We start from the raw sequence: 22,004 nt of genomic DNA on the forward strand, positions 1-22,004 counted from the left end.
CGAGTGGGAAGTAATAGTCGCCTTTCGCTCCGCGAAAGTTGCGTAAAGCGTTGCTTTCGCAGAGCGAAAGACGACACTAAAAAACCGCTCGATCCTAAAGCAGCAACCCGGCCACCGCGCCGGTCATGCAGCACGCCAGCAGTCCGCCGAACATGGCTCGCAATCCCAGCCTTGCCAGGTCGTCTTTTCGCGAAGGTTCTAGCCCGCCTATGCCGCCGACCTGGATACCGATCGCACCAAAGTTACTGAACCCGGCCAGTGCGTACGTCAACACCGTCTCGGTACGCAGGCTGATCTGGCCGCCTTCGCCGGTACTGAGTTTCCCCAACGCGTCATAGGCGATGAACTCGTTGGCGACCGTTTTCAGTCCGATCAAACGTCCGGCTTCCATGCACTCGGCGGCCGGGATGCCAAGCAACCACGCCAGCGGCCAACACACATAACCTAGAATCACTCCCAACGTGATTCGCGGATCGTTGTTGGTATCGACTAGCCCGACCAACGAACAACCGTAACCCAAAATCACGTCGACCAACGCCAACAGTGCCAAGAACGCGATCAACATCGCACCGACGTTCAGCGCCAACTTCAATCCGTCGCTGGCGCCTTCGACCGCCGCGCCGATCAAGTTGACATGACTACCGGCGCTGGCAAGTTTCATTTCGGCAGAAACCTTTTCGGGTTCGGTTTCCGGCACCATCACTTTTGCGATCAACAATGCGGCCGGCGCGCTGATGATCGACGCGGTCAGCAAGTGCGAGATGTCGATGCCCATGCCTGCGTACACACCCAGCAATCCGCCGGTGACCGTTGCGAATCCGCCCGTCATCATCGCGCACAATTCGCTGCGTGTCATCGTTGCAAGATAAGGACGCACAACCAGCGGGGCTTCGGTATGCCCGACAAAAACATTGGCGGCTGCGGAAAGTGTTTCGGCGCCGCTGGTGCCCAGCGAAAACCGCATCACCCACGCCATCGCCCACACCAATCGCTGCATGATGCCGATGTGATACAGAATGCTCATCAGCGACGAAAAGAAAATCACCGTTGGCAGCACACCAAACGCAAACGTCGTTAGCAGCGTTTCGTCACCGCGGGCCGAGAACAAAAAACCGCTGCCAGCGGCGACCGTATCCATCACCTTCTCGAACGCTTCGCCAATTTTGACAAAGACGTAGCGACCGGTTTCCGTTTTCAAGACCAAGAACGCCAGCACCAACTGCAACGCCAGCCCGCCGACGACCACGCGAACGGGAAATCGCTTGCGATCGGTGCTGATGATCCAGGCCATCAGGATAAAGACGAACAAGCCGAGGACGCAGATCAGTCGAGCTTGCATGGGACCATCTTCGAGCGAGGTTAGCCGTGTTGGGGCGTGTCAAAGATACGGTCGCCGGCGTCGCCAAGCCCCGGCACGATGAACGAATGTTCGTTCAAGTCAGGATCGATCGTGGCGACAAAGATCTTGACGTTGGGAAAGTCTCGCGCGACGCGATCAACGCCGGCTTGCGCGGCAATGATGCTGAGCACCCGAATGTCGGGGACGCCCCAGCTGATCAATCGTTCGATGACCATTTCGACGCTGCCGCCGGTGGCCAGCATCGGATCCAGTACCAGTGCGACGTTGGGTGCGCCGGACTTGGGTAGCTTGTCGTAGTAGCCGACGGGCTCGGCCGTTTCTTCGTTGCGATACAAACCCAAGTGCCAGACCGCCGCATCGGGAAGCAAACCCTGCAGCGGTTCGACCATTCCCAAACCGGCGCGCAGAATCGGCACCAGTTCGACACGCACATCGATCCGCTGGCAATCGGCTTCACAGATCGGCGTTTGGATCTTCACTGGCGTCAGGGGAAGATCTTCGGTCGCCCGCATTCCGACCAAGACCGCCAAGCGACCGATCGCGGCGCGAAAATCATGCGAGCGGGTTTGCTTGTCACGAACGGTGCAAAGATGGTGTTCAACCAGCGGATGTTCAATCTTTGTGATGAAAGCCACTGGTTGGTTGCACCTTAAACAGAACGCTAAGCGGACGGTGAGGGATTCGAACCCCCGGTAGAGTTTCCCCCACGCCGGTTTTCAAGACCGGTGCCATAAACCAGACTCGGCCAACCGTCCCTATTTTTGTCTTGCGAAATTCTAGCCACGACGATCGACGCTTGCAAAGGCGCCTAGCTGCAACACCAAGCAAGCGAACCGCATCGGAATCGGCGATCGCAAGCCAATCCGTCGTTTCGCTATTCGCCAGCCTCCCAGTCGCCAAACTTCCATGTCACTGTGGTCGGTGGCGATAACACCGCCGCGCCGATGCCCGAATGGGCAAACTCTCCGTCGATCCGGTACGTCCACCCTTCGCTGGCGGACGTCGATCGGCCATCAAGGCTGTGGACGAATGCGGTCGTGCCGCTGCCGGAAATTTCGACAGGCATGTCCCTGGCTGATTCCATGACTTGTTCCAACGTCGTCCCCTCAGCAACTTCGTCGACCGTGAACGCCTTCGTGCCATCCGCCGTCACGATTTCGATGGTCACGACCCCAGTGGGCGTGCCGACGCCTGCCACAGCATCCGTGGCAACGGGAGCAGCATTCCGCTGGCAACCTGAAACAACCAAGGCGGCAATCAAGACAAAACCAAGGAGTGAAAAATTTCGCATCGCAGGGTTCTCTGGGCATGAGCAAACGAAAAAACGACCAACTTGGAAAAGTCGGTCGCTTCGTATGAATAGAGCCTGGGCCAGAATTGTGGCTTAGCGAGTCGGATTCGCGACGTCCGCTTAACGACGGGCCTTTTTGACCTTCGCGCCGCCTTGGCGGACCTTGAACTTCGGATTGCTCTTGCAGATCACATAGATCCGACCGCGGCGTTTGACCACTTGGCAATCGGGATGGCGGTACTTCAGGGCACCAATGCTGCTGACAACTTTCATCGGATCGCTCTTCGGGAACTTATGGTTTACGTTTTGGCTTGAATGTTCAGTTTGACCGCGCGTCGCTGGACCACGTCGGGCGGACCGGGAGTATACCAATCTTGGGAAAACCTTCAACGCCAAAGCTGTCAATCGTCAAACATCCTCCGATCACACCACTCCAATTGCCCCCTCTCATAGCATTGAAAGCGAGAAAAATGGCCCGAATCGCGTACTTCGACTGCCTCTCCGGCATCAGCGGCGACATGACTTTGGGAGCTCTGGTGGATCTGGGGGCCGATATTGCCGCGATCGAGGCGGCGGTCCGCTCGATGGGGCTGCCCGAATTGTCGATGACTGCCGAAATCGTCAAAAAGTGCGGTTTTCGTGCCGTCCACGTCAAAGTCGGTCACCCCGACGAACACGCCCACCGCCACCTGCACCACATTCACGAGATGATCGACCGGGCGACCGAGGTCGACGAAACGGCGAAAACGCTGGCGAAGAAAATTTTCCAGGAAGTCGCGGTCGCCGAGGCCAAAGTCCACAATTCGACCTTAGAAAAAGTTCATTTTCACGAGGTCGGCGCCGTCGATTCGATCGCCGATATCGTCGGCACGGCGGTTGCGTTCGGGATGCTGGGCATCGAAACGGTAGCCGCGTCCCCCGTCCCCACCGGCACCGGATTCATCACGATCGCCCACGGCCGAGTTTCCGTACCGGCGCCGGCCACGGCCGACATCCTGAGGGGTGTGCTGATCGCACCGTCGGACATCGAGGCTGAACTGACGACGCCGACTGGCGCCGCGATCTTGAAAGCCACCTCGCAATCGTTTGGGCCGATGCCCGGGATGACGATCCACTCGATCGGTTACGGCGCGGGAACACGCGACTTGACCGGACAAGCCAATGTGCTTCGCGTGTTGCTGGGCGATGCGAATCAAACCAGCGTGATCGCGAACGTCGACGCCGACCGCGCAGTCGTCTTGGAAACGAACATCGACGACTCGACCGCCCAGCAGATCGCCGATTGCGCCGAGCGTTTGATGGCGGCGGGAGCATTGGATGCTTTCCAAACACCTTGCACGATGAAGAAGGGCCGTGCGGGAATCTTGCTGACCGTGATCGCGGCTCCATCCCGAGTCGGAATGTTGGAACAGATCATTTTTGAACACACTTCGTCGATCGGCATCCGCCGTCACTCTGTTGACCGACACAAATTGGTTCGCCACGCCGAAACGATCGAAACAAAGTTCGGCCCGATTCGCGGCAAAGTGGTAACGTTGCCCAGTGGCCAACTGAGATTGACGATCGAGGATGACGACGCTCGCGCCCTTGCATCGATCAACAAAACGACGACGGACGATATCCGCCGCGAAGCGACGAAGGCCTGGATGAACCGCGTATGAGTTCCCAGAAAACGCGGCACGGCAAAGTCAATCGTTCGCGGTGGTCGCATCATAGATCAACCCATGCTTGTGACGGACGATTTCGCCTTTGACCAAGTAGATGACGTCTTCGGAAATATTTTCGGCCAAGTCGGCAATCCGTTCCAAATGACGCGATGCGCTAAAGCAATGGACACCCGGTTCGATCAGGTCGGGATCGGTTCGCATGATGGTGTGCAGTTGGTCGATCACGACGCGGTTCATCGTGTCGATAAGAGTGTCCAACTTGATCGCTTCGGTTGCCTTCTTTGCATCGCGTTCGACGAATGCATCGAGCGAAATTTTGACCATCTTGTTCGTCGCAACGACCATCTCGGTCAATTCGTCGGGGACCGGAAACAGCGGGTAAAGGTCAAGCGACTTGGCCCGTTCGGCGATATTGCACGCCAAGTCGGCCATCCGTTCCAGTTCGCCGTTGACCTTGACGACGCAAATCAGCCAGCGCATATCCGTGGCAACGGGTTGATGCAGCGCCAACAGCTTCAAGCATTCTTCTTCGATCCGAATATCGGCTTCGTCGACGCGGCTATCGCTTTCGATCACACGATCTGCCAGGTCGGTTCGTCGCTCGACCAAGGATCGGACAGCCAATTGAATCATTTGTTCAACGACACCGAATTGGCGAATCAATTCGCCGCGCAGCAGTTCGAGTTCTCGTTCGAGATGCTTGGTCATGGTCTATCCGTAGATGAAGTGTGTTGAACGTGCAGCATATTGAATCAACCGAATCGACCGCGAACGTAATCTTCGGTTTGGCGACTCTTAGGAAGTGTGAAAACTTGCTCGGTCTCGCCGAATTCGATCAGTTTACCTTCAAAGAAAAACGCCGTCTTGTCGCTGCACCGCGACGCTTGCTGCATGTTATGCGTGACGATGACAATCGTGTACTGGTCGCGAAGTTCGTCCATCAAATCTTCGATCGCAAGGGTGCTTGATGGGTCGAGCGCGCTGCACGGTTCATCCATCAATAACACCTCGGGGCCGACGGCGATCGCACGGGCGATGCACAAGCGTTGTTGTTGCCCACCTGACAAACCCAGCGCCGGTTTGTGCAGTCGATCTTTGACTTCTTCCCAGACGGCTGCTTTCTCCAGCGACCATTGGACCAACTCGTCGAGTTCCGACTTGCTCAACCGCATGTGCAAACGAGGGCCGAAGGCGACGTTGTCGTAGATCGACTTCGAAAACGGATTGGGCTTTTGAAACACGATCCCGATTTGACGACGCAGCGATACAACGTCGGTCGCGGGCGAAAGAATATCCAAGTCGCCCATCCGAAGCGTTCCCGTCGCGTGGGCGGTGGGGACGAGGTCGTTCATCCGATTGATCCAGCGCAGTAGCGTGCTCTTGCCACAACCGCTAGGTCCGATGAACGCGGTGACCTTGTTTCGTGGGATTTGGATACTTAGCGAATGGAGGGCCTGGAAGTCACCGTAGTACGCATTCAGATCACGGATCTCGATCCGCACGTCTTCGGGCGCAGGCGAAACCGGTGCTGGCTTGGCGGTCGGCGAAGTCCCCCCATCACCGTCAACGACATCGCTTCCAGCAATGTCCGATAGCGGTCGCGGGACGCCGGGCAACGAAGGTTCAGCAGACATGTGTTGGGACACTATCGAGTGGGTTCGTGTGCGATTAGTAGGACTGGACTTTGTTCCGAACATAGATTGCCACCGAATTTAGTGCTAACAAAACAATAAGCAACACGATGATCGCAGCGGCGGCGACTTCCTGGTACACGGCCTGCGGCCGGCCGGCCCAGTTAAAGATCAGTACCGGCATCGTAACAACACTATCCATCAAGTTCTGCGGGCCACTGTTCTTGGCGATTGCCGCCCCCAGCACGACCAACACCGGTGCGGCCTCGCCGATGGCCCGTCCGAGAGCCAAAATTGCACCGGTCATGATCCCCGGCAAAGCGGCCGGCAGGCTGACATCACGCGTCGTTTGCCACTGGGTGGCGCCCAACCCGAGCGACGCTTCACGCAGCGACGGCGGAACCGATCGAAGTGCTTCTTGCGCGGCGATGATGATGACCGGCAAAATCACCAACGACAGCGTTAAACCAGCCGCCAAGAAACTCTTTCCGAACGGCAATCGGAAGTAATACCACGATCGTTGTGAGTACGAGCCACCGACGGCACCCTGTTTGACCGTCCGCATGCGAGTCGCCTTGTCGGCCGGCTTCGGACCGCTTTTACGATCCCACGTCCGAACTTCAAATCGATTGCCATCGGCATCGACCGCTTCCACCGGGCCCTCAATCTTGATCGTGGGTTTGTCCAGATCCGATTGAGGTATCAAGATTGTTTGGCCCGGTTCGAGCGAAAGAACTTGGTAATAGTGCTTGGCGCCAAACCACTCCCAACCGCCGGGTTTGTTGACTTGGATCAGCCCGAAGACGTTGAACATATAAACAAACACCGTCAGCCCCAGCAGTCCGAAAACGATCGACGGCACACCGGCCAAGTTGGCGATATTCAATTGAATGAATCCGTGCAAACCACGAAGCAATTTGCTGGTCGGCTTGAACTCTTCCAAAAAGATCGCCGTCCCGATGCCCAGCGGCAACGCCACCAGTCCGCAGACGCCGCACACGAACAACGAACCGATGATCGCCGGGCGCATCCCCGAGGTTTCGGGTTCGAGTTCGCTGTGCGAATTGGCGATTAAGTCGGCCGATAGACGACTGTGCCCTTGGACGCCGATGGAGATCAACAGCACCGCCAACACGATGACACTGATCGACGCGATCGCGACACAGAGCCAGAAAAACAATCGGCTCAGTTGCTTTCGCTTACGCGCATCGCTGGCCGCGACCGACGGGTCTTGGTTTACCAACGCCGTCGGCAGTCGCGAAGTTTGCAATTCGGGGGTCGCCGATTGGCTCATTGGTAAGACTCTTGGTATCGACGACGAATCAATTGCCCCAACAAAGTCATTCCGAACGTGATCACGAACAAGGTGACGGCAACCGCATACAGGCTGAAGTATTGAACCGTCCCATACTCGTTTTCGCTCTTGATCATTTCGACGATGAAGCCGGTCATCGTTTGGGATTGTTCACGCGGGTCCAACGTTGCGGTCGCACGCGTCCCGGCCGCCAGCGCCACGACCATCGTTTCGCCGATCGCGCGACTGAACGCCAACAGGAACGCGGAGATGATTCCCGACAGCGCCGCAGGCACGACGACTTTGACTGCCGTTTCGAAAGGCGTACAACCCAGACCATAGGCACCTTCGCGAAGCGCCGTGGGCACCGCTCGCATCGCGTCTTCGGACAAACTGCACACCATCGGCAAACAGAGAATTCCGACGGCGATGCCGGCGCTGGTGGCGTTGAACGTATCGAACGCGCCGCCGGTCATCCATTGCAGCGAGGGGCTGATCACCAGGATCGCGAAGTACCCCAGAACCACCGTCGGGATTCCGGCGATGATTTCCAGCGTCGGCTTCAACGTTTTTCGAACGCGAGTACCGGCGAACTCGGACAAGTAAATTGCCGTGATCAAACCCAGTGGAAGTGCGATGATCATCGCGATGAATGTGACGCGAAGCGTACCGCTCAAAAGCGGCCAGATCCCGAACTTGGCGTTCGCCAAATTCTGGCTTTGCAGTGCGGTCCACTCGCTGCCGGTGAAAAAATCCGTCAACGAGACGTGCTCGCTTTGGAAGAAATTCCAGCTCTGGCTGACCAACATCGCAACGATGCAGACAGTTATCAACACCGTCGTCAATCCACAAGCAGCCAAGAACGCAACCACACACCGCTCGCGAAACTCGCTTGACGCGGTCGAACGGAAATTGCGTTTCTGAAGCGCCGCCGGAAGCGACGAATCTTTCGAGGCTGGCATCGCTAGTTCTATTCTAGGTTTTCGGCTGTATACAACTCGGCAAAGGTTCCCTCGCGGGTTTTACCTTGGCCGTCGATGAAGTGAGTCCCGGTCGCAACCGAATCATAATTTTCGAGCGTTCGTTCGAACACGTCATCGGGCAGTTGCACGTAATCGACTTTGCCTTCCGCACAAAACGTCGAAACGTTTTCCAGATAGAAGTCGACGAACGTTTGCACCTCGGCGCGGTTGAGCGATTGGGCGTTGACGTAGATGAACAACGGACGGCTGAACGGCGCATACTTACCCGAGGCGATGTTCTCGGTCGTCGGCAAGGTCGGTTCGTTCGTTTCGGGGTTCACGATCGGCACGGCCTGAAGAATCTTTGCGTTCTGGGTGTAGTAGGCGACGCCGAAGAACCCGATCGAAAACTTGTTGCCGGCAACGCCTTGAACCAAAACGTTGTCGTCTTCGTTCAGCGTCATGTCGCCGCGTAGTTCGTTGTCACCTGCCGTAACTTCCTTGACATAGTCATAGGTTCCCGATCCGGTGCCGGGTGCGAAGATCTTAATTTCTTGATCGGGCCAACTCGGGTCGATGTCGTTCCACTTTTTGGCGGCATTGTCGCCGACAAAGATTTTGGTCAGCTGCTCGACGGTCAACGATTTGACCCAGTCATTTTTGGGATTCACAACGATTGTCAGACCGTCGTAGGCAATCGCCAATTCAAGAAAATCGATTCCGGCTGCTTGGGCCTTTTCCAATTCACCCGACTTGATCGGTCGTGAAGCATCCGAGATATCGGTCGCGCCGGCATAAAACTCTTTGAACCCGTTGCCCGTACCCTGGCCGCCGACGGTGACTTTGACGCCTGGGTGCAGTTTGATGAACGCTTCGCGAACAGCGTCGCTGATCGGTTGGACGGTGCTGCTGCCGTCGATCTTGATATCACCGACCAGCGTCGATGCGGTTTCCGTATCACCAGCAGGCGAGTCGTTGGTTGCGGGACCGGCCGCCTGTTTCGTCGAATCGCAACCGACAAAAAACGCCAAAGTCGCGGCGAACGTGATTGCAAAAACGGGACTCTGTAACTTCATCAAAAGGAACTCCGGTGGTGGCAGTGACCGCCCCGAAAGGGGCGAATCCGACGCGATTCAACGACGGGAAACCGCGATTATGAAGCAGAACCCTGGCGATGCTACCGGCACGTTGGCGGTGCGGCAAGTTCTTCACAATTGGCGTTCGGAGACGCCGGAAACCGACTGGGGTGATCGGCCCCGTTAAGGTTTGACCGGACCAGCAAAACTCGACACTGGGAACGACCGACGAAGACCAAACAGACCAGGGGGCACGGCGACCCACGAAGCACCTTAACACAAACTTAACGCAATCTTCGCTATTTGGCGGTCTCGGTAAAACGGGCTTCCCGGACCACGGTGACCTTGATCTCGCCGGGGTACGTCAGCTCGGACTCGAAAGCCTTGGCGATGCCATGGCAGATCGACGCGGCCTGTTCGTCGGTCGTCTTTTCGCTGGCCACGATGACCCGCAATTCACGGCCCGCGCTGATCGCGAATGCTTGCCGAACGCCGTCGAACCGGCCTGCGATCGATTCCAATTCCTCCATCCGTTTGACGTACCGTTCGAGGGACTCGCGCCGAGCGCCGGGGCGGCTGGCGCTGCACGCATCGCCGGTCGCGACCAGCATCGTGTAGGGATGCTCGGTGACAATTTCGTCGTGGTGGCCCAGCGCCGCATGGACGACTTCGGGTCCCTCGCCGTTACGACGCAAAATATCGGCGCCGATCTTGGGGTGGCCGCCTTCGAGTTCGTGGTCGGCCGCCTTGCCGATGTCGTGCAGCAATCCACATCGCCGAGCCAGATCGCCATCCATGCCGATCATTTCAGCGACCAGGCCGGAAATGAAAGCGACTTCGACACTGTGCCGCAGCACGTTCTGGCTGTACGAGGTCCGGAAGTGCAACCGGCCGAGCATGCGAATGACTTTGTCGTGCAATCCGGGAACACCGACTTCGTCAGCCGCTTCGCGTCCCTTTTGCATCATGAAGTCGTCGATCTTTTTCGTCGTCTCTTCGACGACCTCTTCGATCTTGGACGGATGGATCCGACCGTCGGCGATCAGTGCGCCGAGCGATTGTCGGGCAATCTCGCGGCGAACGGGATCAAACCCGCTGACGATGACGACGCCGGGCGTGTCGTCGATGATGACGTCGACGCCGGTGGCTTTTTCGAACGCGCGAATGTTGCGACCTTCGCGGCCGATGATTCGCCCCTTCATGTCGTCGGTCGGCACATCGACGGTGCTGGTGGTCGATTCGGCGGTGTGGGCCGACGCGTACCGCTGGATCGCGGTCAACAGGATCTCGCGGCTTTGCGCGTTGACGACTTCGCCCATCAATTTCTTGTGCTTCAGCAGCACCGATCCGCGTTCGTGTTCCAAGTCCGTTTGCAACGACGCCATCAGCTTCTCCGTCGCCTCGGCACGCGACATTCCGCTGGCCGTTTCCAGAATCGACAACTGTTCTTTGAGCGTCTTTTCCAGTTGGATTCGTTGGTCAGAGACACCTTTCATCTGCGCCGCCAATCGAGTTTGGCTGCTCTCGAGGCCGCGTTGTTGTTTCTTAAGCGCGTCTTCCTGTTGGTGAAGTTGCTCGTCGCGGCGATCGAGTTTCTGTTCGCGAATGCTGAGCGTTTTGCGGCCAGCGGCCAATTCTTCGTCGGCCGATGCTTTGAGTTGCAGCGCGGATTCTTTGGCCGCCAACATCAGTTCGGCGCGTTGCGTTTCCGCTTGTCCGCGCGCCGCTGCGAGCAGCTTTTGGGCTTCTTCGTTCGCTTTGTCAGTTCGCTTTTTATCGTTCGCCTTGAACAGGCCGAACGTGACGCCCGAACCCACAAGCAGGGAGATCAGGCAATAGAATGCGATGGAAGTATTCATTCGTGCGTCCTCGATATCGAGAACTCGAAAACCGACCGTTGTTGGACTTCGTGGCGACGCGCAATTGCGTCATTTCGGCCCGCGGGGACAAACCGTTGGAATCGTCATGGCTTCGCCCACCGTCACACAATGCGACCACGTCCGCCGAAGGCCGACGGAGTGACGCGATGACGGTTAAAACGAAAAGCCACATTGAAAATTTCTCACACCGCCGCGCGACGAAAATGTGCGAAGCGAAGGGTTTGATGAGCCGAGATGAGTCGCCAAGGAACAACGGGGGAGGTTCTGTTGTCCGGTGGGGTTGTTAATCTTTGGAAGGCAATTTCATCGGCGACATCCCAAAGGGAGTAGTCGCCAACGGTCCAAGATTAACACCTCGCCGCGCCTGGCGAAACAACCGAAGCCCTCGTTGATGCGAATCGACCCATTTATCGAACGGCTCGTCGCCGCGTGGCCGCCCCCTCGATGGACGGGCGTCGGCGTGGTCGTCGGCTGCAGCGGCGGCGCCGACAGCGTCGGATTGCTGTGTGGGCTGAACCGGATTGCGGAACAATACCCGAACGAACGCGGCTTCTTGGTCGCCGCCCACTTCAACCACGGACTGCGAGGCGAAGCGTCCGACGGCGACGAGCAATCGGTTCGCGAATTAGCAGAATCCTTGTCGGTGCGGTTCGCCAGCCGCCGCGCCACTGATCAGGATTCCGACGAAGCCCCGAAATCCGACGAAGCGTCGCTGCGGTCGGCAAGAACGCAGTTCTTGATCGAGACGGCCAAAAGCTACGGCTGCCGCTACATCGCGGTTGCCCATTCGGCGGACGACAACGTCGAAACGGTGCTGCACAACCTGATGCGGGGCACCGGGCCGGCAGGCTTGGCCGGCATCGCAGCCCATCGATCGATCGATCAGGACTTGGTCCTGGTCCGGCCGCTGATCGACGTCCGGCGAGTCGAAATTCGCGATTTTCTAGGCTCGATCGGTCAACCGTGGCGTGAAGATGCGTCGAACCAGGAAGTCGTTTACCAGCGAAATTGGATTCGTCGCGAGCTGATTCCGATGATCGAGACTCGCTATCCCGACGCCTCCGAAGCCATCGGTCGTGCCACGGCGGCCCAGCGGGATTGGCGAAGCTTTATCGAATCGGCGGCCCAAGATTGGGTCGAACGGCAATCCCCGGGTGGCGAAGGAGCAGGTGGTAAAAGAGCAGGTGGCCAAGGAGTCGGGGGCGAACAAGTTGCCGTGAATCGCGACTTTCGCACCGAACCAGCCGTCGTGATCGCGGGACTTCAACTAATCTGGGACGCCCGTGGCTGGCCGCGAGGCGAAATGACTCGCGACCATTGGCGGCGGTTGGCCGATACCGTTGCCGGCGGCTCGGACGAACGCTACACGCTGCCCGGCAAGATCGATGTGCGGCCGGTGGGCGACTGCATCTGGTTCGCCGTTTGCTCTGTCTAGTCGTTTGCGTCGAAATCTGCCATTTTGACGCCTCGATCATGCCATTTTCCAACTCCTTTGTTTCCCCAGACATCATTTGTGGCCGACGACCTCTACCAAACATTGGGTGTCCCGCGCACTGCGACCAAGGACGACATCAAAAAGGCTTATCGCAAGCTAGCGATCAAGTTCCATCCCGATAAAAACCCCGACGACAAGAAGGCCCAGGATCGCTTCAAACGAATCCAAGAAGCCAACGATGTCCTCAGCGACGACGAGAAACGCGCCGCCTACGATCGATACGGTGCGGACTTCGAGAAAATTCGTGGCTCGGGATTCAATCCGGGTGCCGGGGGAGCCGGAGGCGCCGCCGGTTTTGAAGGTCTGGATTTGGAACAGATATTCGGCGGCCGGGGGCGCGGCGGAGGCGGAGCCCAGTTCGACGGCTTTTCGGACTTCTTTGAACAAATGGTGGGTGGCGGCGGTGGAGGGCCTCGCGGTGGCAGAGCCAACCGACGTCCGACGACGCCCCAACGAGGCGCCAACGCGCGACACGAGCTTGACATTCCCTTGGAAGTCGCCGTCCGCGGCGGACAGACCGAGTTCTACATCAGCACCAGCGACGGCAACGAGAAGATCGCCGTCACAATTCCGCCCGGCGTCGAAACGGGATCCAAAATCCGCCTGCGTGATCGAGGCCAACCGTCGCCCAACGGAGGCCCCAGCGGCGACTTGATTCTGTTGATCAAAGTTTCCGACCACCCGCACTTCCGGCGGATCGGTCGCAACTTGGAAGTCACCGTTCCCATCAGTGCCAGCGAAGCGATCCTGGGTGCGAAGATCGACGTGCCAACACCGGACAAGCCCGTCACGATGTCGGTACCGCCGGGAACCAGCAGCGGAAAACGGATGCGGTTGAAAGGACAAGGCGTCAAGCAACGCGACGGATCGGCCGGCGACTTAGTTGTGGTCTTGCAAGTTCACGTGCCGGAATCGATCGACGACGAATCGAAAGAACTGATCCGACAATTCGAAGCCCGCAACCCGATGTCGTTGCGGACGGATTTGTCGTTCTAGTTCGTCATGCGATACACCTTCGGCAAACAACAACGCGTGCGGCGATCGACCGAGTTCACGCTCGCGCTGAAGAAAGGTTCCTGCGCCGCCGATGGCGTTTTGGTTCTGTTCGCGATCGCGGCAACCGCTACCGACCAACCACCGCGGATGGGCGTTACGATTCCCAAGAAGACGGGCAACGCAGTGATGCGAAACCGATGGAAGCGACTGATCCGCGAATCCTTTCGGCTGAGCCAACACAACATCCCGGCCGGATACGACTACGTCGTCCGCCCCAAAAAAGACGCCAAGCCAACATGGGCCGAAATCAAAAAATCAGTCCCACGTCTGGCCAAGAAAGCGGTGCGAAGAGTCGGCAGTCAGTGATCAAAACGGGCAACCCTATGTGGCCCCGCGACGCCGCTCGCGGGGATCGAACGGCAAAGCAGTTTCGGTAACCTGTCACGACGTGCCAGGGCCACGATCGAACGGCGTGCCAACGGAAACTCCCCCCGTCACCTTTTCTTGGCCAGCCGGAGGTGCTCGCGGAGAGACGCCAGCGTTTGTCAGACATCAGTTGGTGGATGCGCTGTACTTCTGAAAACATCGCCCGCCGAAGCAACGCGGAAGATCAGGTCACTGGACATTTTTGGGAGGGCAGATACAAGGCGCAGATTCTACTGGATGAAGCCATTTTGCTGGTCTGTGCGGCGTATGTGGATCTCAATCCGATTCGAGCGGCGTTGGCCGAGACGCCGGAAACCAGTGATTTCACCGGAGCGAAGGAACGCATTGATGATTTGAGCGAGCGATCGGATCGAAGCCGCGCCAGCACTCATGATTGGGAGCGGAGTCGCCGTCGACGTCGCAGCGGATGGATGAGTCCGATCGAGATCAATGAGCGTGATGACGAGGTTGGGCCTGCTGTGGATGCGTCAGGTCGTCGGGCCAGCAGCAAGGGGTTCTTGCCAGTGTCGATGGCTCGATACCTGGAATTGCTCGATTGGACGGGCCGCCAATTGTGCGCGGACAAGGTCGGCAGTATCCCGGAGCACTTGAGTCCGATCCTGCAGCGGATTGGTTTGGACACGCATGGCTGGTGCGATATCGTGCGGAAATTCGGACGGATCTTCAAGCGGGCAGCGGGCACGCCGGAGAGTCTTGCTAGTGAGGCGTGCCGTCGGGGCCAAGGCTGGCTGTGCGCTCGAGAGAACCCACTGGGCCTTTCTTCGGTCTGACCCTGCGACTTGGCATTGATCTCCAGAGTCAAGCTGGGGTGCGTGCTGCGCGGGGCAGAATCGCTGAGGCTCCATCGATCATTCTTTTCAGCCCAGACAAGGCAAATGAGGCCCCCGAGGCGATCCCATCCAAGGGAAGCCGCGAGACCGCTCCTCATAATGGATCTAAAAAATGGGTGGCCCTTTTTGCCTTGTATCGAGACCACGATAGAGAGCCGAGTATCATTTGCGACAGACGACTAAGGATTTGCGACACGACTCGCGAAGTCCCAAGGCCATCAGCGGGAGTCAATCACTTAATAGACTGTAGGTCGCGAGGTCCAAACTACGAATAGGCCACCCCACAAGTCAGCACCGCAGCCGTTTCGTCACCACCCGCGTATGCGTTCCACGTTCCAGCCAATCATTCAGGCCACAACAGCAAGCTGAGCTTCGATTTCTTGAACGATCGTTTCCATAAAATGATCGACCATTCCGGGGTGTTTACCCGAAATGAGGTTGCCGTCGATTACTAATTCTTGCGTTTGGGAACCGTCGTATTGAACCAGTCCACCGGCGTTTTCGATATCGCAAATCACGTTATGAGCGCAAGTCACTTTGCGACCTTCCAGCAATTGGCGGTCGGCACAGAATAGCCACAGGCTATGGCAAATCGTCCCAATCTTGAGGTCTTTTGTATCGACACACTTGCGCAAGAACTCAACGGCAGGAGCTTGGTTTGGTTGGCCGGGAACGGCTTCGGCTTGATACCGCAACCGATCCATTGCATATCCACCAATCAGTAGAATCGCTGCATAATCTTGCGGTGAAACGTTCGCGACTTCAGTATGTACTATAACGCTTTCTTCAACGACGCCGTCGGTTGGGTTGCTGGTGAACGTTAGCGAGTCATTACCCCACAGATGACTCAGGTACTCCACTTGGAATCCCTGCTCAGGGAAATACTGATTGAAGCGACGAAACTCGCTTGGATCAAAGTGTTCTTCGATCAACACGCCGATCTTGGGTTTGGACAATGTCATGGTTGATTCCCGTTGTGAATAAATGAAATGGTGTCTTTGCGAAATGAAATTGAGTGAAACCGAGCAGGACAAAGCAGGGGCCGAACGATTGTCCGGCCCCATGATTGTCGCAACGTTACTAGCTTGCTGAGACTGCCGTTTCGAGGTGCAATTCGTCCGCCAAGCCGCTTGCTTTCATCGCGATCGAGATCGACTCGTTTGCGTCGCAGAATCGGATTGCAAACTCAGGCCCAAAGCTCTCAATCTCCATGCCAATGGCACGAATTGCTTTTGAGCTGATGCTTTTCAAATCCTTTGCCTGCAAACGAACAACACTGACGCCTTGAGCGTGGACGGCTTCGAGTGCTGAAACCAGCAAGCTTGTATTGGACTCATCCAGTTGGCCATAGAGCGAAATGATCGCTTCATTTCCGCTTACTTCGAGCAGGTCCGCACCAAACGTCACGTCGGCTGGAATCAGCTTGATGCGAACCTTCACGCTTCCTGACCCTTCAGGCAGGCGAACGATCAATTGGTCACTATCGAAATCATCATGCGGTAGTCCATCGACCCATACTTGAGCAAGCTTCACGCTCCCAGCGGGCAGCATATCAGGAGCAACGCGGAGTTCGCGGTTGACGAGTTCGTCAATGTTAGGCTTGAAGTAGAAGTCCATTGGTTGCTTGGTTACCAACAGGTTGGTATAGACGGCGGCCAAGTAGCACAATTCAAACGAGTGGTATCCAGCCATCGAGTGCGACCCCTTCCCACGTTCAGTACCGAGAGCGTAAGGCAATCCGTTTGCGAGCACGTTGAAGTAGACTCCACCGGCATCTTGATCGAGGAAGAATGCGTTATAGAACGCAGCGGATTCACGAGCCAGACGACGGTGTTCTTGGTTGCCGGTAACTCCCGCAAGAATCAGGTACGCCAGAATGGCTTGTTCCTGCTGCCACCAGGCTTTGCGATCATGCCATACGAAGCGATGCGATTCTTCTCCGTCTTGAAGTTCTCGCTCCATCACGTCGTACCAGCCACCACGCTGTTGATCGCTACCGGCAGCAGGCATCACGCTGGCGATCTTCTCAGCCATTTCTTCGTAGCTCGCTTTCGAACGCTCGCTGTTCATTCGCGTTAAGTTCCATGCGATCTTCAGATTGTGTCCGACAACCGCACGATTCTGTTGCCAGCCCCACGTCTGGTCTTTTGACCAATCGTCAAAGAATCGTTCTTGGACGAACGGACTGTTTTGATAGTCCGGAAAATGCTTGGTAATCAAATCAAAGTTGTATTCAAGAAAATCGGCATATTCCTTTTTGCCTGTCGCCAGGAATAGATTGATCAGATAAGCAGGAGCGTGGTCACCGACTGAATTCCAGTTCTTCTTCGCTTGGTTCTTGCCCAGCGAAGCGTCATGACCGCTCAGGCTGATGGGGTCGATGTGCGAGTAGTAGCCGCCTTTTTCAGAGGAATCTTTGAAGAATTTGTCGAATGTTTGAATCGTTGCTTCGGCGTCGTCCAAGATTTGCTGATCGCCGGTAATCCGGTAGGTCTGCACAGGTCCCGCAAGAGCATAGATTTGTTCGTAACATGGAATCGCGTGGTAGTCATCGCCAAATTCCGATGCCAACACTTTGTGCTTGGAGCCATCTTTTTTCACGTCGACGGCGTGGTACCAGTAGGTGACATCATTGTCGCGATCTTGGAAGCGAAGGTTTTCGCGCAGATAGACGGTGCCCTTTTCGGCGGCCTCCAGATAACGATCTTCACCGGTCATCAAATACGCGGAAGCAAAGCCGTAGACCAAGCGGGAAATTGTGTCCGTTTCCTGCCGGCCTGAACTTGATTTGTCGCCACTGATGTCCAAGTTCGTACGATAATCTTCATAGCTGATCGGACCATCGCCGAATTCATGATCCAGGTAGTAGTCCGCCAGTTGACGAATTTGATTGATCCACCAGTCTTGTTCTTCAAATCGGTAGTCATCGGTCGACTCACCTGCAAAGACAATGTGCTTCGCTTCGATCTTGGGAGTCCCTTCGGTGTCAGGATAGAACACGCCGTAGACAAACAGGAACTGGCCTTCGCTCAACAGATTTTCGAGACTCGCCGAGGCGTCGCGGTATCCTTCACCCAAATTACGAATGAATTCAGCGAAGACGGTGGGAGTCAACTTGACATCAAATTCGCGTCCGTCACTGGTGCGAATTCCAAAGCTGCTGGAATCGTTTCCAACACTGGAGACGTAGCCGGCGATCAGGTCGGAGAAAGTAAAGGAAGTCTTAGACATTGATGGTTACCTAGGAAGGGGTGGTGCGAATGGTGAGAGAAGTGTTGTTGGGAATCGTTCTTGACTATTTTGAAACCAGGATGGCGATACTTCTGCCTGCGACCTGGAACGCTTGATCGTTGGTGAGAGAGCACTCTTTGCCGTACTCGCAGATGTCTTGTGGGGAAGGCAATGCGGTGTTGACGGCTTGATGCCATCGACGGTCTGCGACCGAAGGCAATTCAAATTCGATTTCTTCCCAGTGCATATTGAGCATGATGTGCACGTCATCCTCGGCATCGAATCCACCTAACGTCAGCGCCAACGCACGACCATTTGGATCGTTCCAGCCGGGGGAATTCAGTTGGGTACCATGCCATGAAATATCTGCGACGCCACGGCTGTTCACGTCGCCGGTGAAGTAGCGAGAACGATGAATCGATGTATGCTGTTTTCGGAACGCGATCATCCGTTTCCAAAAGCGAAACATCGGTTGATTTTGATCGAGCGCATTCCAATCCATCCAGTTCAGATCGTTGTCTTGGCAATACGTGTTGTTGTTGCCTTTTTGAGTGCGACGGACTTCGTCGCCGCAGACGAACATTGGCACTCCTTGGGAGACCATCAGAAGAGTGGCGAAGTTCTTAACCTGGCGATCGCGTAGTTCTTCTACCGATTCATCGGTCGTGACTCCTTCCCAGCCGCAGTTCCAGCTGATGTTTTCATTCACTCCATCGCGGTTTCCTTCACCATTGGCATCATTGTGCTTGCCGTTGTAACTGACCAAATCATTCAACGTGAATCCATCGTGGCAATTAATGAAGTTTATGCTATTGACGGGTTCGTGAGAGCGACTTTGATAGAGGTCGGCGCTACCGGCGAGTCGTTGGGCGACAGCTCCGAGCAACCCTGGGTCTCCCTTTACAAAAGATCGCACATCGTCACGGTACTTGCCGTTCCATTCGGCCCATCGTTCACCGGGAAAGTACCCGACTTGGTACAGTCCAGCGGCGTCCCATGCCTCAGCAATCATTTTGGTCTCAGATAGTTTGTCTGATAGCTCAACATTCCAAATCAGCGGTGGCTTCTCAAGCGGAACACCGCCGTCGCCACGGGTCAGAACCGAAGCTTCGTCGAAGCGGAAGCCATCGACGTGCATGACTTCCACCCAGTATTCCAGGCAGTCGGAAATGAATTTCTCACCGACGGGATGATTGCAACGCAGTGTATTTCCGCAACCAGAGAAATCGTTGTAGTATTGTTCTTGACCGGGGACTAAGTGATAGTAGGTCGAGTTGTCGATCCCTTTGAATGAGTACGTCGGCCCCATGTGGTTGCCTTCGTCGGTATGATTGAAAACCACATCGAGAATCACACTGATGCCAGCCTGGTGAAGGGCTTTGACCATGTCGCAAAACTCGTGAACATGACTTCCCGTCTCCGCGTCCACGCAATAGCTGGAGTGGGGAGCGAAGAACGACATGGTGCTGTAACCCCAGTAGTTCGTTTTGGATTCACCATCGACCTCACGCAGGATCTCAGCATCGTCAAATTCAAAAACAGGCAGCAATTCGACGGCGTTCACACCTAACTCTTGCAAGTAAGGGATCTTTTCGATCACGCCGCGGAACGTGCCGGGATGAGTGACTCCGGAAGATTCGCTACGCGTGAAGCCTCCGACATGCATTTCATAAATCACGAGCTCTTCAGTCGGCTGGTTCAGCGGTAGGTCGCCTTCCCAGTCGTAGTCATCGTGAACAATGGCACAACGTAAACTGGTTTCCAGGTTGTCGGTGTCACCACATGCGTCGCCTCGATTCCACAACGCTTTTGAAATTCCACGCGCGTAGGGATCGACCAATACTTTTTGCGGCTGAAAACGATGGCCTTGCTGAACGTCCTGCGGTCCATCGACGCGATATGCGTAAAAGAAGCCCGGTTTTAGACCGTGAACGTACGCGTGCCACAAATGGAAACTCTTATTGCTTGCCGGATCCAATCGAATGATTTGACATGGCCGCCGATCGTCGTGATTGCGAAACAGCAACAGTTCAACGGAAGTTGCGTGTTCACTGTAGAGTGAGAAATTGACGCCACATGCATCCACGGTTGGACCGAGAGGATGAGGTCGCCCCGATCCCACTTGGAATGCACCGGATTCCTTGGTGGATGGCACGCCTAAAACGAAGTCGGGAGTGACGGTGGATGCGGAAGTCCGAACGTTTGATAGTTGCATGTCGTATGGCTGTTAGGTTGGAGAACAGGATGATGAATTGGGCAGCATTTTGCCCACTGCGCTTAGGTGGCAAGAGTCTTTCCAGGCTGCGCCATACCTGGAGCTGTTGACAATTCGCGATACGGCTCATGCATCGCTTTTTTTGGTCTCGAAATTTCGGAGACTTCCTCTTTGGATTGCTGCTGCCAGTGACCGTCCGATTCGAGTGGACACAACATGGCAATCGAAGAACCTGTCAAGACAACCATACCGAGCCAGATGTCGATATATGAAACCGCTACACCAAGGAGGCATGCACCAACGCTGACAGCGATTTGAACGTAGACAGAACGGACAGTTTCCGGCATAAGATGCGGGACCGATAAACGATTCCCCGTCGTTGCCCACGCCCATGAAGCCGCCAGTGCGAGACTGCATGCGGTGTAGCAGAGGGAGTAGAAAACAAAAATTGCGTTGAATTCATGATGGGCCGATTCGACCAACCAATCCGTCGCGATGGGGACGATGGAGATACACATCAGGAACAAAAAATTCAGTCCAATGAAGACTCGATCAACGTGTCCGATATAGAGAAAAATCAGATGCTGTTTCAGCCAATAGCCGCCGATGACGAGAAAGCTGAGGCAGTATGCCAGGAACTGTGGAATTTGCTGACCGATTAGCGACCATATTTCTGCAGAAGATTTTGCGATGCGGATTTGCTGATAGGTTCCCTCAAACCCTAGAAACATCAGAGTGATCATCACGGCAATCACGCCGTCACTTAGCGCTGAGAGGCGATCCTTGTGAATCAGTCGAGTGTGCATATCTAATTACTTTTGCGGGGTTCATCAGACACCAAAAAATTAGGTTGCCCGTATGGGGGACTCTGCCAACGAGTCGCTAAAAAACCCCAAACGCGAGGCGGAAACCAACTAGAATCGCACCAATCATCACAATCCAACCTAAGACGGTGCAATCACCTGCACCTGGCCCTGCGTAGTCGACCGGTTGTCCGTGCGGCTTGGTCGGACGACAAACGGACTCGGCGTTGGCTGCGGCTGTTTCCGTATCGACGCAATCAAGGATGTCTGGGGTCGTGGTCTGTTAGACTGTGAATTTGATCTCAACGAGAAGCCACGTTTGCGAAACCTCAGGTCTGCCAATGAATCCCTACGATCCGCCCTCGGCACCGTTGCGTGACGACCCCATGTCAATGCGACATGAAGATGACGATCCTCACCGAAGTCACTTCATCGCCTGGCCGATCGTATTCGCGCTGAACTTGGTAGTGCCGTTGCTATTCGGTGGGTCGATGCTAAGAGAGAGTGGCATGCTGGGGATGAGTGTCGGGGTCGCATTCTTTCTGATCGCGGGCTGGTACATTTGTTATATGTCCCCTTTCATCGCGATTCGATTGTTGGTTGGCTCGGAGAAGAAAAGCACTGTCATGGCCTTATTCACCATTTGAAGTGAGCGCGTACATTCAGCGCACTACCGACGAGGGTAGTTTTTTCGGACTCGTTTGTCCAATGGCTTGCCGTCAGAGAAGCACTCTCCGTCGCTTGGGGTGGTTCAGTCTCGTCACCCTGGTAGATATCCGAAGCTCGAAGGCTCCACACTGTCTCATCCGACGTTTGAACCGCGAAC

Annotated in this window: 20 protein-coding genes and 1 tRNA gene; 6 read left to right on the forward strand and 15 right to left on the reverse strand. The window is 55.9% G+C overall.

Annotation, left to right across the window (positions count from 1 at the left end; all coding sequences use genetic code 11):
* Positions 1 to 94: 94 nt before the first annotated feature.
* The 5 genes from Poly51_RS00375 to ykgO all read right to left on the reverse strand — a co-directional run bounded on the left by Poly51_RS00375 (position 95) and on the right by ykgO (position 2,924).
* Positions 95 to 1,339 (reverse strand): NupC/NupG family nucleoside CNT transporter, encoded by a 1,245-nt coding sequence (locus Poly51_RS00375; RefSeq protein WP_146453376.1) that lies wholly within the window; start codon positions 1,337 to 1,339, stop codon positions 95 to 97.
* A 20-nt stretch (positions 1,340 to 1,359) separates the two neighbouring features.
* Positions 1,360 to 1,995, reverse strand: a complete 636-nt coding sequence (gene upp / locus Poly51_RS00380; protein WP_146453377.1) for a uracil phosphoribosyltransferase — start codon at positions 1,993 to 1,995, stop codon at positions 1,360 to 1,362.
* A gap of 31 nt (positions 1,996 to 2,026) precedes the next feature.
* Positions 2,027 to 2,115 (reverse strand) — tRNA-Ser (locus Poly51_RS00385).
* A 119-nt stretch (positions 2,116 to 2,234) separates the two neighbouring features.
* Positions 2,235 to 2,651 (reverse strand): DUF4430 domain-containing protein, encoded by a 417-nt coding sequence (locus Poly51_RS00390; protein WP_146453378.1) that lies wholly within the window; start codon positions 2,649 to 2,651, stop codon positions 2,235 to 2,237.
* A gap of 120 nt (positions 2,652 to 2,771) precedes the next feature.
* Positions 2,772 to 2,924: a type B 50S ribosomal protein L36 gene (ykgO, locus tag Poly51_RS00395; protein ID WP_040763550.1), complete on the reverse strand. Its 153-nt coding sequence runs from the start codon at positions 2,922 to 2,924 to the stop codon at positions 2,772 to 2,774.
* 197 nt (positions 2,925 to 3,121) lie between these two features.
* Here ykgO and larC point away from each other — a divergent pair, with 197 nt between their 5' ends.
* Positions 3,122 to 4,312 carry a nickel pincer cofactor biosynthesis protein LarC gene (gene larC, locus Poly51_RS00400; protein WP_146453379.1) on the forward strand — a complete coding sequence of 397 codons (1,191 nt, stop codon included), beginning with the start codon at positions 3,122 to 3,124 and terminating at the stop codon, positions 4,310 to 4,312.
* 27 nt (positions 4,313 to 4,339) lie between these two features.
* Here larC and phoU read toward each other — a convergent pair whose 3' ends face one another.
* The 6 genes from phoU to rny all read right to left on the reverse strand — a co-directional run bounded on the left by phoU (position 4,340) and on the right by rny (position 11,140).
* The gene (phoU, locus tag Poly51_RS00405; protein ID WP_146453380.1) at positions 4,340 to 5,026 is read right to left on the reverse strand and encodes a phosphate signaling complex protein PhoU; all 687 of its coding nucleotides are present in this window, start codon (positions 5,024 to 5,026) and stop codon (positions 4,340 to 4,342) included.
* Between the two features lie 44 nt (positions 5,027 to 5,070).
* Positions 5,071 to 5,952 (reverse strand): phosphate ABC transporter ATP-binding protein PstB, encoded by an 882-nt coding sequence (gene pstB, locus Poly51_RS00410; protein ID WP_146453381.1) that lies wholly within the window; start codon positions 5,950 to 5,952, stop codon positions 5,071 to 5,073.
* A gap of 34 nt (positions 5,953 to 5,986) precedes the next feature.
* A complete protein-coding gene (locus Poly51_RS00415; RefSeq protein WP_146453382.1) occupies positions 5,987 to 7,243 on the reverse strand; it encodes a PstA family ABC transporter permease in 1,257 nt (418 codons plus the stop codon).
* On the reverse strand, positions 7,240 to 8,205 hold the full coding sequence (gene pstC, locus Poly51_RS00420) for a phosphate ABC transporter permease subunit PstC (protein ID WP_146453383.1): 966 nt from the start codon (positions 8,203 to 8,205) through the stop codon (positions 7,240 to 7,242). The genes Poly51_RS00415 and pstC overlap by 4 nt, the downstream gene beginning before the upstream one ends.
* Before the next feature lie 8 nt (positions 8,206 to 8,213).
* Positions 8,214 to 9,281, reverse strand: coding sequence for a PstS family phosphate ABC transporter substrate-binding protein (locus Poly51_RS00425; protein ID WP_146453384.1), 1,068 nt, complete (start codon positions 9,279 to 9,281; stop codon positions 8,214 to 8,216).
* A 299-nt stretch (positions 9,282 to 9,580) separates the two neighbouring features.
* Positions 9,581 to 11,140 (reverse strand): ribonuclease Y, encoded by a 1,560-nt coding sequence (gene rny / locus Poly51_RS00430; RefSeq protein ID WP_146453385.1) that lies wholly within the window; start codon positions 11,138 to 11,140, stop codon positions 9,581 to 9,583.
* A 412-nt stretch (positions 11,141 to 11,552) separates the two neighbouring features.
* Between rny and tilS the strand changes: the two genes are divergently transcribed.
* From tilS to Poly51_RS00450, 4 genes are all read left to right on the forward strand, one after another.
* A complete protein-coding gene (tilS, locus tag Poly51_RS00435; RefSeq protein ID WP_146453386.1) occupies positions 11,553 to 12,596 on the forward strand; it encodes a tRNA lysidine(34) synthetase TilS in 1,044 nt (347 codons plus the stop codon).
* A gap of 78 nt (positions 12,597 to 12,674) precedes the next feature.
* Positions 12,675 to 13,652 carry a DnaJ C-terminal domain-containing protein gene (locus Poly51_RS00440; protein WP_146453387.1) on the forward strand — a complete coding sequence of 326 codons (978 nt, stop codon included), beginning with the start codon at positions 12,675 to 12,677 and terminating at the stop codon, positions 13,650 to 13,652.
* 6 nt (positions 13,653 to 13,658) lie between these two features.
* A complete protein-coding gene (gene rnpA, locus Poly51_RS00445) occupies positions 13,659 to 14,018 on the forward strand; it encodes a ribonuclease P protein component (protein WP_146453388.1) in 360 nt (119 codons plus the stop codon).
* 197 nt (positions 14,019 to 14,215) lie between these two features.
* Positions 14,216 to 14,869, forward strand: coding sequence for a hypothetical protein (locus Poly51_RS00450; protein ID WP_246114184.1), 654 nt, complete (start codon positions 14,216 to 14,218; stop codon positions 14,867 to 14,869).
* A 407-nt stretch (positions 14,870 to 15,276) separates the two neighbouring features.
* Here the strand turns inward: Poly51_RS00450 and Poly51_RS00455 are convergent, their stop codons facing one another.
* The 4 genes from Poly51_RS00455 to Poly51_RS00470 form a co-directional block, all read right to left on the reverse strand.
* Positions 15,277 to 15,891 (reverse strand): DJ-1/PfpI family protein, encoded by a 615-nt coding sequence (locus tag Poly51_RS00455; protein WP_146453389.1) that lies wholly within the window; start codon positions 15,889 to 15,891, stop codon positions 15,277 to 15,279.
* 118 nt (positions 15,892 to 16,009) lie between these two features.
* A complete protein-coding gene (locus tag Poly51_RS00460) occupies positions 16,010 to 18,160 on the reverse strand; it encodes an AGE family epimerase/isomerase (protein ID WP_146453390.1) in 2,151 nt (716 codons plus the stop codon).
* A gap of 64 nt (positions 18,161 to 18,224) precedes the next feature.
* The gene (gene glgX / locus Poly51_RS00465; protein WP_146453391.1) at positions 18,225 to 20,375 is read right to left on the reverse strand and encodes a glycogen debranching protein GlgX; all 2,151 of its coding nucleotides are present in this window, start codon (positions 20,373 to 20,375) and stop codon (positions 18,225 to 18,227) included.
* A 62-nt stretch (positions 20,376 to 20,437) separates the two neighbouring features.
* The gene (locus tag Poly51_RS00470; RefSeq protein ID WP_146453392.1) at positions 20,438 to 21,181 is read right to left on the reverse strand and encodes a TMEM175 family protein; all 744 of its coding nucleotides are present in this window, start codon (positions 21,179 to 21,181) and stop codon (positions 20,438 to 20,440) included.
* A 338-nt stretch (positions 21,182 to 21,519) separates the two neighbouring features.
* On the opposite strand from Poly51_RS00470, the gene Poly51_RS00475 reads away from it, so the two are divergent.
* A complete protein-coding gene (locus Poly51_RS00475) occupies positions 21,520 to 21,825 on the forward strand; it encodes a hypothetical protein (protein ID WP_146453393.1) in 306 nt (101 codons plus the stop codon).
* Positions 21,826 to 22,004 lie beyond the last annotated feature (179 nt).

This window comes from Rubripirellula tenax (assembly GCF_007860125.1).
In the GTDB taxonomy this organism is placed as follows: domain Bacteria; phylum Planctomycetota; class Planctomycetia; order Pirellulales; family Pirellulaceae; genus Rubripirellula; species Rubripirellula tenax.